We start from the raw sequence: 12,246 nt of genomic DNA on the forward strand, positions 1-12,246 counted from the left end.
CTGCATGGATGGGTAATTAGCAGCCTAACTAATGCCCGCAAGTCACCCGAACGGAGATATTATTGCAAGTAACGCAAGCCAATGGGCAATTGCGTTTGTTGCGATTGCGAAGTGCCGGCCTTGGGGAATCGCCGGGAAGCCGGTTGATTACCGGGTTCGGCTGACCGCAGGGCTGGTGCAACGCGGAAAGGCTCGTTAAGCCACGGGAAAATCGGTCGCTCCCAGACAGGAGAACGCGCTTGCGTCGTCCCACCGCCTTTTCCCGAATCACTGCCCTTGCCCTCGCGCTGTCCCTGACTGTTCCCTCGGTCGTTCAGGCCGAAGCGCCGGCCAATGTTGCCGCTGCGAAGGCGCGTCCCCAGCAATGGGGCCTCGCGCGCCATGCAATGGTCGCCGCCGCCAATCCGCTGGCGGTGGAGGCCGGGGTAGAGGTGCTGCGCAAGGGTGGATCGGCCGTCGATGCGGCGGTGGCGATCCAGGCGGTGCTGGGTTTGGTGGAGCCGCAAAGCTCCGGCCTCGGCGGCGGCGGGTTCATGATCTATTACGATGCGAAGACGCAGAAGGTCACTGCATACGACGGACGCGAGATGGCACCTTCCGGTGCGACCAACCGCCTTTTCGTGGATGACAGCGGCAAGCCCCTGCCCTTCTTCGATGCGGTGCTGGGCGGGATATCGACCGGCGTTCCCGGTGCCATCGCCATGCTGGACATGGCCCACCGCGATCACGGCAAGCTGGAATGGTCCGGCCTGTTCGACAAGGCGCATGCCTTGGCACAGGAGGGCTTCATCGTTAGCCCGCGCCTTGCCGGCATGATCCAGTCGCGCGCGCCGCAGGCTTCCTCGCCCGATGCGGTGCGCTATTTCACCAAGGCGGATGGCGCGCGCTATGTCGCGGGCGATCGGCTGCGCAATCCGGCCTATGCCGGAACCTTGGAACGGATCGCCAAGTTCGGTGCATCCGGGCTGCTCACGGGCCCGGTGGCGCAGGATATCATTGCCCGCCTGCATGAAGGACCGCGCCCCAGCACGATGACGCTGGCGGACCTTGCGGCCTATCAGCCCCGTTCGGGCCCGGCGCTGTGCAATCCTTATCGCACCTACGTGTTCTGCACGCCGCAGGCCCCATCGGGCGGCCCCGGCCTGCAGATCGCGCTCGGCGTGCTGGCGCATACGGACATAAACAAGCGTTCCGCCGCCGACGAGAAGGCATGGTTCCAGTTCGCGCAGGCCAGCCGCCTCGCCTATGCCGACCGCGATCGTTACGTCGGCGATCCCGCCTTCGTGAAAGTGCCCGAGGCGGGCCTGCTCGATCCCGAATACCTTGCCGGCCGTGCTGCGCTGATCGGGGAGAAGGCGGGGCCGGTCACGTTCGGCATGCCGAAGGGCGCGCCCGTCAATGGCCCGGACGCCACGGCGGAGCCCGGCGGCACCAGCCATTTCGTCATCATCGATACGCAGGGCAATGTCGTCTCGATGACGACCACCGTCGAAAGCATCTTCGGATCGGGCCGCATGGTCGACGGGTTCTTCCTCAACAACCAGCTGACCGACTTCTCATTCTCACCGAGCGATGCCGACGGCGCGCCTGCCGCCAACGCTCCCGCCGCCGGCAAGCGCCCGCGTTCCAGCATGGGGCCAGCCATCGTGCTGACGCCGCAAGGCAAGTTCGTGGCAGCGGCCGGTTCACCCGGTGGTTCGGCCATCCAGGCCTATAACCTCAAGGTGCTGGTCGCGCTGCTCGACTGGAAGATGAGCCCGCAGGACGCGGTTTCGCTGCCTAACCTCGTGGCCAAGGGCGATAGCTACAGCGCGGATATGTTCCCCGATCCGATCATGGCGGGCCTTGCCGCACGCGGCATGGTGCTTTCGACCAGTCGGGGTGAGGAATCGGGGCTTCAGGCGGTTATCGTGACGCCGAAGGGCTATCTCGGGGGTGCCGATCCGCGCCGTGAAGGCGTTGCCCGCGGTTTCTGAGACGCGTTCTAAAGGAGCGGCTTGAGCGGAGCAGAACGGCCACGCATAGTCGGCGCCGATGAATCAGACCGCACCTGCCGTTCCGCTCGGCCAACTCGTCGCCACCGATCCCGCCCGCGCCGTGCCGATGCTGCGCGAGGCACTGGTGCGGAAAGGCGAAGACCCGCGCGTGTTGCGGCTGCTGGGGCAGGCCCTGCGCAAGCTGGGCAAGGATGGCGAGGCGGAACTGGCAGAGAACGCGGCGATCCGCGCCTCGGTGCGCGATCCCGAACTGCTTGCCATTGCGCAGGCCTTGCTGGCGAATGACCTGCCGACTGCGGAAACGGGCTTGCGGCAGCGTCTGTCTGCACAGCCGCGCGATGTCGCCGCGATCCGCATGATGGCCGAACTGGCCGGACGCATCGGCCGCTATCGCGATGCGGAGGCCTTGCTGCAGCGCGCGCTGGAACTCGCGCCCGGCTTTGCTGCAGCGCGCGCCAATCTGGCGACGGTGCTCTACAAGCAGAACCGTTTCGCCGACGCGGTGGCCACGCTCGATACTGTGCTGGCCGCCGATGCCGCGAATGCCGGCGACCTCAATCTTCGCGCTGCCGCGCTGGGCCGGATCGGCGAGTACGAGGAATCGCGCCGGATCTATCGCGAACTGCTGGACAGCTTTCCGGAGCACGCGAAGCTCTGGATGAGCTATGGCCATATCCTGAAAACCCTCGGTGAACAGGCCGGGGCAGTTACCGCCTATCGCCGCTGCATCGCCGTCGAACCCGGTTTGGGCGAAGCGTGGTGGAGCCTCGCCAACCTGAAGACGGTGCGCTTCGACGATGCCGATGTTGCCGCGATGCAAGCCGTGCTGGCGGACGCGGACCAGCTGGCGCAGGAAGACCGCTTGCACCTTCATTTCGCACTCGCGAAGGCGCTGGAAGAACGCGGCGAGGCGGAGGCGGCATTCACGCACTATGCCCAAGGCAATGCGCTGCGCAGCATGGAATTGCAGCACGACCCCGATGCGGTGACCGAACAGGTCGATGCCGTGATCGAAACGTTCACCCCCGCGTTCCTGTCCGCCCACGCCGATGGTGGCGAACCATCGGCGGATCCGATCTTCATCCTTGGGATGCCGCGCGCGGGTTCCACGCTGATCGAGCAAATCCTTGCCAGCCACTCGCAAGTGGAAGGCACGATGGAACTGCCGGACATTCCCGCCCTCGCCATGCGTGAGGCGCAAGCCATCGGCAGTCTGCCGCGTGACTGGCCCGCAGCACTGGCCGCGCTGTCCCCGGAACGCCGAGGCGAACTCGGCGCCGAATTTCTGGAACGCACGCGCGTCCAGCGCAAGACGGAGAAGCCCTTCTACATCGACAAGCTGCCCAACAACTGGGCCTATCTCGGCTTCATCGCGCTGGTCCTGCCGAATGCGAAGATCATCGACGCGCGGCGCGATCCGCTCGATTGCTGCGTGTCCAACTACCGGCAGAACTACGCCAAGGGTCAGGCCTTTTCCTATGACCTGACGCACATGGGCCGTTATTACGCCGACTATGTTCGCGCCATGCGCCACTATGACGCCGTGATGCCCGGCCGCGTCCACCGTGTGATTCACGAGCGCCTGCTGGACGATCCGGAATCCGAAGTGCGCGCCCTGCTCGATCACCTGAGCCTGCCCTTCGAACAGGCCTGTCTGGAATTCCACACGAACACCCGCGCCGTGCGTACTGCGTCCAGTGAACAGGTGCGCCGTCCGATCAACCGGGACGGCGTGGGGCAATGGCGGATTTTCGAGGAATGGCTGGCCCCTCTTCGCGCAGCATTGGGTGATTTGCCTGAGACTTACGCCGAATTCTGAAAGCCTGTTCATGTGGCAGAAATGTCATAGTTGCACTGCAACATGAACGTCATCCGAAAGCCCTATTGCCGCTTCCCCAAAATTATGGAGACCTACCTAGACACGACATAATGGGGGTCTTCGGGTGGTCGCTTCCGGTATATCCTTTCGTCGCGGCATCGTCGCGATGCTGCTTGGCTCGTCGGCAATCGTTGCCGTGCAACCGGCGCTGGCGCAGGACGCCAAGCCTGCAACAGCCGCTCCCGCCGATAGCGGCGTCATCTACGTCACCGCGCAGAAGCGCGTCGAGAACCTGCAGGACGTGCCGATCGCGATCACCGCGCTGGGCACGGAGAAGCTGAAAGACCTTCAGGTCAAGGAACTGCAGGACGTTGTGAAGTTCCTGCCCTCGGTCACGATCCAGACGGTGCAGCCGGGCTTCAGCCAGGTCTATTTCCGCGGCGTCGCTTCGGGTGAGAATGCCAACCACTCCGGCCCGCTGCCCACCGTGGGCACCTATCTCGACGAAATGCCGATCACGACCATTCAGGGCGCGCTCGACATTCATGCCTATGACATCGCCCGCGTAGAGGCGCTGGCCGGACCGCAGGGCACGCTCTACGGCGCCAGTTCGATGGCCGGCACGATCAAGATCGTCACCAATGCGCCGGACACTACGGGCACTTATGGCGCGGTCGACGCCGAACTGAACAGCGTCTCGCACGGCGATATCGGCGGCGTGATGCAGGGCTTCATCAACTACCGGTTTTCGGACTCCATCGCCGCCCGCCTCGTCGGCTGGTATCGGCATGACGGCGGCTATATCGACAATGTCCACGGCAGCCGCACGTTCGCCGTTTCCGGCATCACGCAGGACAATGCCGATCTGGTCGAGGACAACTACAACGACGTAGACACTTACGGTGGCCGTCTTGCCCTCGGCATCGATCTGGATGGCAACTGGACGGTGAAGCCCACGATCATGGGGCAGGTCCAGAAGACCAACGGCAGCTTTGCGCAGGAACGCTCCACCGCCGTTTCGGGCAAGCTGCAGACCGTTCAGTACAACCCCGAGAAGAGCAAGGATGAATGGTATCAGGCCGCGCTCACCATCGAGGGCAAGATCGGCAACTGGGACCTTACCGCCACCGGCGGCATCCTGAACCGCAAGGATTGGACCCAGTCCGACTATTCGGACTATTCGTACTTCTATGACGCGCTGTTCGGATCGGGCGCCTATCTCACCGACAATGCCGGCGACCTGATCAGCCCGAACCAGTACATCAAGGGCAAGGACACGTATAAGCGCCAGTTCGGCGAAGTGCGCATCAGTTCGCCGCAGGAAAATCCGCTGCGCTTCATCGGCGGCCTGTTCTACCAGCGCCAGCAGCACCATATCGAACAGAACTACATCATCGACGGTCTGGCCGATGATCTGAAGGTTCCCGGCACCACCAGCGATATCTGGCTGACCCAGCAAAAGCGCGTGGACCGCGACTATGCGGCGTTCGGCGAGCTGACATACGACATCACCGACAAGCTGAGCGCCACCGGCGGCGTGCGCCTCTACCACTACAAGAACTCGCTGGTCGGCTTCTATGGCTACAGCGCCGGCTATTCGAGCAAGACCGGTGTTGCCGCGTGCTTCGCGGACGCCGTGGTCAGTGGATCGCCCTGCACCAATCTCGACAAGTCGACCTCCAAGACCGACGCGATCTACAAGGCGAACCTCACCTACAAGATCACGCCCGACGCATTGGTCTACGCCACATGGTCGCGCGGTTTCCGGCCCGGCGGCATCAACCGTCGCGGCACGTTGCCGCCCTACAAGCCCGACCAGTTGGACAACTACGAAATCGGCTGGAAAACCATGTGGGGCCCGGTCCGCTTCAACGGGGCGGTCTATCAGCAGATGTGGGACGACATCCAGCTTTCGTTCCTGGGTGCCAACGGCCTGACCGAGATCCGCAACGCCGGCAAGGCGCGTATTCGCGGCGTGGAATTCGATCTTGGCTACAACAAGAACGGCCTCTCGCTGGACCTTTCGGGCAGCTACAACGATGCGACGATCCGCAAGGACTTCTGCCTGATCGCCAACAGCGCTTTCGACTGTACGCTGCCGGGCACCGATGGGACCGAAAACGCCTTGCTTGCCCCCTCGGGCACGCATTTGCCGATCACCGCCAAGTTCAAGGGCAATGCCGTTGCCCGTTACGAATTCCCGGTCGGCAGTTGGGACGGCCACGTCCAGTTCGCCGCAAACTACATCGGCAAGCGTCGCAGCGATCTGCGCACGCTGGAAAACCAGATCAAGGGCAATCTCGGCGCCTATACCACGGCCGACGTCAGCATCGGCGTGAAGCGCGACGGCTACCGCGTCGAACTCTACGCCACCAACCTGTTCAACAGCAACGGCGTGGTCAACACCAGCGTCCAGTGTCTGGAAACGACGTGCGGCGATCCCGATGGCGTCAGCAGCACCGGCGGCGTGTTCTACGATTACGTCATCCGCCCGCGCGTGATCGGCCTCAAGTTCGGGGCAGATTTCTGATAGCTAGAAAGGCGTGACAGAACAGACTCCAAAAACCGCAGGCCCGGGCGGCAGCCTGGGCCTCGTGGCCGCCACCGCGCTGGTCATGGGCAACATGATCGGATCGGGCGTGTTCCTGTTGCCTGCCAGCCTCGCGCCGTTCGGCTGGAACGGCGTAGTCGGCTGGGTGGTGACGATCAGCGGGGCATTGATCCTCGCCTATGTTCTGAGCCGGCTGACCAAGGCCTGCCCGCAGGCCGGCGGCCCGGCCGGCTTCGTCACCGATGCCTTCGGGCATACCGCCGGCTTCTTCATCAGCTGGATCTACCTCGTATCGATCTGGACTTCGGTTGTGGCCATCGCGGTGGCTGCCGTAAGCTACCTCTCCGATATCTTCCCCGTGCTTGGGATGGGTGAGCACATACCCGCCCTTGCCGCGATGGCGCTGCTTTGGCTGATGGCGCTGATCAACTTGCGTGGCACTCGTGCTGCGGGCGGATTCCAGGTGGTGACGCTGGGCCTGAAGGTCATTCCGCTGATCGTCGTCATCGTGATCGCGGTAACCGTGCTGAACGACGGCCGCGCGCAGATCGCGCCGCCGGCACCCGGCAGCATCAGCTTCGGTGCGGTCAACGGCGCGGCGAGCCTGACACTCTGGGCTCTGCTCGGCTTCGAAAGCGCCAGCGTGGCGGCGGCGCGCGTGCGCAATCCGGAAGTGAATATCGCCCGCGCCACACTCTGGGGCACCGGGCTTACCGGCATTCTCTACCTGATGGTCTGTTCGGCGATTGCGCTGCTGCTGCCCGTCGATCTGGCATCGCACTCGGCAGCGCCGTTCGCGACGTTCGTCAGCTATTTCTGGCGATCCGACGCGGCCACGCTGATCGCGATCTTCGCCGTGATCAGCTGCGTGGGCGCGCTCAACGGCTGGACGCTGCTGGAAGCGGAAATGGTGCGTGACATGGCGAACCGCCGCCTGCTGCCCACATGGTTTGCAGAAACCGACGCGCGCGGCGTCGCTCGTCGTGCCCTGCTGATTTCCACCGTGATCGCCAGCCTCTTTGCGGCGATGAACGCCAGCCGGTCTATGCAGTCGCTGTTCGAATATCTGCTGCTGCTGTCCACCTCGGCAACATTGTGGCTCTACCTCGCCTGCGCCCTGTCTGCGTTCAGGCTCGGCATCGCTCGACCTGCCGCGGTCCTTGGCGCCGCCTATGCGCTCTGGACGCTGTGGGGCGCTGGGATCGGCGCCAGCGGCCTCAGCTTCGTGCTGATGGCGCTGGGCCTGCCGATCTGGCTACTGGTTCGCCGAAAGGCCGCCGAGCAGAGCGTCTAGCCAAGTCTCGACCAGCCCTTCCGCCTCCTCTGGCGTGAAAGGCGCCTTGCCCAGACTGAGTTCCAGCCAGAGCCCGTCGATCAGTGCCGTCAGCGCCACGCCCACCAGTCTTGTATCGGCCATGTCCGGTCGGCAGGCGCGGATCAGTGCATCCATGCCGCTGCGGAATTCGCCGTAGATGTCCTCATGCAGCCGTCCGATGGCAGGATCTTGCGGCGTCATCGCCCAGAAGGCGAGCCAGGTGGCCAGCAGTTCTGGATCGGCAATCGGCGGACGGAAACTCGCGGCTAGATAGGCGAGCAGCCGAGAGCGGGGATTGTCAGCCGCCGCCTCCACCGCTTCCTCCAGCGCCCGCGACACCCGGTGCCCGGTCCAGCGATAGGCTTCGGCAATCGCATCGGACACGCCGCCGAAGTAGTGCCGCAGCAGCCCCGGCGACACGCCCGCCATCGCGCAGATCGTCCGCACCGAAGTTCCGCCCACACCATGCGTAGCAAGACACCGGGCCGTCGCCTCGATCAGGCTCTGGCGCCGCTCGTCGGGATCACCCCGAGTATAGGCGGGCGTGGAGGATTGCTTGGTCGTCATGGCCTTGTTATACGATCGTACAACAAGGAGTCGCCCATGGCAACGCAGCTCAAGGATTTTGCGGAAAACGATCCGCTCGATGGCTGGAGCTTGCCGGCCTGGACTTATTCCGATCCCGAATTCCTGGCGGTGGAGAAGGAACGCGTCTTCGCCCCAAGCTGGCAGGTCGTCTGCCATGAGAGCGACGTGCCGAACGTGGGTGACTGGCACACGCTGGAATACATCGGCGAAAGCGTGATCGTCGTGCGCGGCAACGACCGGCAGCTGCGCGCCTTCACCAATGTCTGCCGCCACCGCGGATCGCGCGTGGTCGATGGAGCCAGCGGCTGCGCGAAAAAGCTGGTCTGCCCTTATCACGCCTGGGTCTACGATCTCGACGGCCGGCTTACCGGCGTGCCCGACAGCCAGAGCTATCCCGATTTCGACAAGGCCAGCCACGGCCTTTCCCCGGTGGACATCGAAGTCTGGCGCGGTTTCATCTTCGTGCGCCTCATCGATGATGGCGGCCCCTCGATCGCGCAGATGATGGCCCCTTACGAGGAGATGGTCGCCCCCTACCGGTTCGAAGATCTGAAGGCCCTCGGCCGCGTCACCATGCGCCCGCGCGAGGTGAATTGGAAGAACGTGGGCGACAACTATTCGGACGGGCTGCACATCCCCGTTGCCCACCCCGGCCTCACCCGCCTGTTCGGCCGCAGCTATGGCGTAGAGGCAGAGCGGCATGTCGACCGGATGTGGGGCGATCTGATGGACGCGCCCTCCTCTAACTGGTCGGAGCGGATGTACCAGCGCCTGCTGCCGCCGGTGCCGCACTTGCCTGAGGACCGCCAGCGCCACTGGCTCTATTTCAAACTCTGGCCCGGCGTCGCCTTCGACATCTATCCGGATCAGGTCGATTTCATGCAATGGCTGCCCACCGGGCCGGAAACCTGCATGATCCGCGAGATCAGCTACGTCCTTCCTGATGACCGCCGGGAGATGCGCGCCGCGCGCTATCTGAACTGGCGCATCAACCGGCAGGTCAATGCCGAGGATACCCAGCTCATCACCCGCGTGCAGGCGGGCATGGCCTCGCGCACATTCTCGGTCGGACCGCTGTCCGACAAGGAAGTGTGCCTCCGCCACTTCTGCAAGCGCATCCGTGAACTGATCCCAGAGGCCCGCCAAAGCGAGCGGCCCGCATCCGGCTGGAGCCAAAAATGACCCAGAAATACGATGCTGTAATTATCGGCGGTGGCCACAACGGCCTCGTCTGCGCCTTTTACCTTGCCCGCGCGGGGCTGAGGGTGCGCATTCTGGAACGCCGCGACGTGGTCGGCGGCGCAGCGGTGACCGAGGAATTCCATCCCGGCTTCCGCAACTCGGTGGCCAGCTACACCGTCAGCCTGCTCCAGCCCAAGGTCATCGCCGACATGCGGCTGGCCGACTATGGCTATCGCGTGATCGAACGCCCGATCTCCAACCTGCTGCCGCAGGAAGACGGCGGCTATCTCAAGCTGGGCGGCGGGCTGGAACGTACGCAGGCGGAGTTCCGCCGGTTCTCCAAGCACGATGCCGATGTGCTGCCGGCCTATTACGATTCGCTGGAAGTCGTGGCCGAAGTACTGCGCGATCTGGCGCTGAAGTCGCCGCCAAATGCCGGCGATGGCTGGCGCGGACTGATCGACGCGGCGCTTCAGGGCCGCAAGCTGGCGGGCCTTTCCATCGAGGCGCAGCGCGATGTGCTGGATCTCTTTACCAAGTCCGCGCGCGGGCTGCTGGATGGCTGGTTCGAGAGCGAGGCAGTGAAGGCCGCGTTCGGCTTCGACGCGGTGGTCGGCAACTATGCCTCGCCCGATACGCCGGGCAGCGCCTACGTCCTGCTGCACCACGTCTTCGGCGAAGTGAACGGCAAGAAGGGCGCCTGGGGCCACTCGGTCGGCGGCATGGGCAACATCACCCGCATCATGGGCGAAGTCTGCCGCAAGCTAGGGGTGGAGATCAGCCTGGAAAGCCCGGTGGATCAGGTCCTCGTCGATGGTGACAAGGTTGCCGGCGTGCGGCTTGAAAGCGGTGAGGAGATTGCCGCGACCCGCGTGATCGCCAATGTCGGGCCCAAGCTGCTCTACAGCAAGATGATCGCCCAGAGCGATCTCAAGCCCGATTTCCAGCGCCGCATGAAAAGCTTCAAGGCGGGCAGCGGTACTTTCCGCATGAACGTGGCGCTGTCCGAACTGCCGAAGTTCACCTGCCTGCCAGAGCCGGGCGAGCACCACCAGTCCGGCATCATCATCGCGCCGACGCTGGACTACATGGACCGCGCTTTCCTCGACGCGAAGACCCATGGCTGGTCGAAGAAGCCGATTGTGGAGATGCTGATCCCCTCGACCGTAGACGACAGCCTCGCACCCGAGGGCCAGCATGTCGCCAGCCTGTTCTGCCAGCAATTCGCGCCGGAGCTTCCCGATGGCCGCGACTGGGATGCGGAGGAAGACAAGGCGGCGGACACTATCATCGATACGGTGGAGGAATATGCGCCGGGCTTCCGCGCCTCGATCCTCGGCCGGCAGGTGCTCAGCCCCAAGGGCCTGGAGCGGAAGTTCGGACTCGTCGGCGGAGACATCATGCACGGCAACCTGACGCTCGATCAGATGTGGTCGGCACGGCCGGTGCTCGGCCACGGCGCCTATCGCGGGCCGATCAAGGGCCTCTACATGTGCGGGTCCGGCGCTCACCCCGGCGGCGGTGTGACCGGTGCCCCCGGCCACAACTGCGCGCATGAAGTGATCGCGGACAAGGGGCGTTTCGGTCGTTTTCACGCCTAATGCCGGACCGTTCACCCCTTTTGGGGGGCAGCCCGCCGCTTCGGTGGTTGGGTTCGAGGGCAAACGACATCAGGTAGGCCGCAAGGTCGCCAACTAACCGGATTGTCGTTTGCCCCAATCATTCATTGCTGATGCGTCGCGCAAGTCCGCTGCGATTTCGATCGCACGGGTTATCTGCATCCTCGGCGTCGTCTACGTCCATGCGTGGACCGGCCTGACCGGTTACGACCTGCAACTGGCCAAGGGTTCGCCGCAGGAAGATTTGCGCTGGGTGTTGATGGACGTGTTCGGACGCAGCGCGGTTCCGCTGCTGGGCCTGATATCGGGCTGGCTGGTCGCTTCGTCCAACCGCACGCGGGACTGGCCCACGCATGTGGCGCGCAAGGCGCGGACGATCCTGCTGCCGATGGTGCTCTGGAACGCGCTGGCGCTGGTGCTGGTATCGGGTACGGCATGGTTGCTGAACCTGCCGGCGCCGACGCCGCATTCGCTGGACTGGATTTTCGAGGAAGTCTTCGTGGCCAGCCGCAATCCGGACATCAATGTGCAGATGCCGTTCCTGCGCGACCTTTTCGTCTGCATGATCGCCGCACCGCTGCTGGTAAGGTTGGCCAATCCGTGGCTGGTGGCGCTCGCATCGATGGCGGCGGTCTGCCAGATCCTTGGCCTGGGCGCGCCCGTGTTCATGCGCGCGTCGATCCCGTTCTTCTTCCTGCTGGGCATCCTTGCACGGCGGGGGCATGTGGCGGACCGGATCGCCGCGTGGCCGCTGGGAACGGCGCTGTTGCCCTTCGCACTGCTCACCTGCGTCCAGCTCTACGGATCGCTGCGGCTTGACGTCGATCCTGCTACGCCGGAAGCGGCGATGCTTGATCTGTCGGTCAGGATCGCGGCGGCCGTGGCCTACTGGCGCGTGGCATGGGCGCTTTCGAACAGCCCTGCCCGTGCGTTCCTGCTGCGGATCGAGCCCTTCGCCTTCTTCCTGTTCTGCTCGCACCTGATCCTGATCTGGCTGGGCGGGCCGGTGCTGGGGGCGCTGTTCGGCAAGCTGGGGTCGCCGCTCTATCCGGTCTACCTGCTGACCCAGCCGCTGATCCTCTTGCTGACCGTGATCGTACTGGGCACTCTGCTGGTTCGGGCAGCACCGGGCCCGGCGCGAGTGCTGAGCGGAGGCCGCCTGACCGCGGCGTAAG

8 protein-coding genes are annotated in these 12,246 nt (G+C 64.4%); 7 read left to right on the plus strand and 1 reads right to left on the minus strand.

Annotated elements, in window-relative coordinates; translation table 11 throughout:
* Positions 1–239 precede the first annotated feature (239 nt).
* The 4 genes from ACZ1JV_RS18285 (at position 240) to ACZ1JV_RS18300 (ending at position 7,661) form a co-directional block, all read left to right on the plus strand.
* A complete protein-coding gene (locus tag ACZ1JV_RS18285) occupies positions 240–1,976 on the plus strand; it encodes a gamma-glutamyltransferase family protein (RefSeq protein WP_465149944.1) in 1,737 nt (578 codons plus the stop codon).
* A gap of 58 nt (positions 1,977–2,034) precedes the next feature.
* Entirely contained in the window at positions 2,035–3,816 is a 1,782-nt protein-coding gene (locus ACZ1JV_RS18290; protein ID WP_465149945.1) for a sulfotransferase family protein, read from the plus strand.
* A gap of 166 nt (positions 3,817–3,982) precedes the next feature.
* Positions 3,983–6,346, plus strand: a complete 2,364-nt coding sequence (locus ACZ1JV_RS18295) for a TonB-dependent receptor (RefSeq protein WP_465149946.1) — start codon at positions 3,983–3,985, stop codon at positions 6,344–6,346.
* Between the two features lie 13 nt (positions 6,347–6,359).
* On the plus strand, positions 6,360–7,661 hold the full coding sequence (locus tag ACZ1JV_RS18300) for an amino acid permease (protein ID WP_465149947.1): 1,302 nt from the start codon (positions 6,360–6,362) through the stop codon (positions 7,659–7,661).
* On the opposite strand, the gene ACZ1JV_RS18305 is transcribed toward ACZ1JV_RS18300, so the two are convergent.
* Positions 7,623–8,249: a TetR family transcriptional regulator C-terminal domain-containing protein gene (locus tag ACZ1JV_RS18305; RefSeq protein WP_465149948.1), complete on the minus strand. Its 627-nt coding sequence runs from the start codon at positions 8,247–8,249 to the stop codon at positions 7,623–7,625. The two genes, ACZ1JV_RS18300 and ACZ1JV_RS18305, sit on opposite strands and share 39 nt — an antisense overlap.
* Positions 8,250–8,285: 36 nt before the next feature.
* Here ACZ1JV_RS18305 and ACZ1JV_RS18310 point away from each other — a divergent pair, with 36 nt between their 5' ends.
* The 3 genes from ACZ1JV_RS18310 to ACZ1JV_RS18320 all read left to right on the plus strand — a co-directional run bounded on the left by ACZ1JV_RS18310 (position 8,286) and on the right by ACZ1JV_RS18320 (position 12,245).
* The gene (locus ACZ1JV_RS18310) at positions 8,286–9,452 is read left to right on the plus strand and encodes an aromatic ring-hydroxylating oxygenase subunit alpha (RefSeq protein ID WP_465149949.1); all 1,167 of its coding nucleotides are present in this window, start codon (positions 8,286–8,288) and stop codon (positions 9,450–9,452) included.
* The gene (locus ACZ1JV_RS18315) at positions 9,449–11,053 is read left to right on the plus strand and encodes a phytoene desaturase family protein (protein ID WP_465149950.1); all 1,605 of its coding nucleotides are present in this window, start codon (positions 9,449–9,451) and stop codon (positions 11,051–11,053) included. Before ACZ1JV_RS18310 ends, ACZ1JV_RS18315 begins: the two co-directional genes overlap by 4 nt.
* 109 nt (positions 11,054–11,162) lie before the next feature.
* Positions 11,163–12,245 carry an acyltransferase family protein gene (locus tag ACZ1JV_RS18320; protein WP_465149951.1) on the plus strand — a complete coding sequence of 361 codons (1,083 nt, stop codon included), beginning with the start codon at positions 11,163–11,165 and terminating at the stop codon, positions 12,243–12,245.
* The last annotated feature ends 1 nt before the right edge of the window (position 12,246 follow it).

The organism is Novosphingobium sp. BL-S-19 (assembly GCF_055521675.1).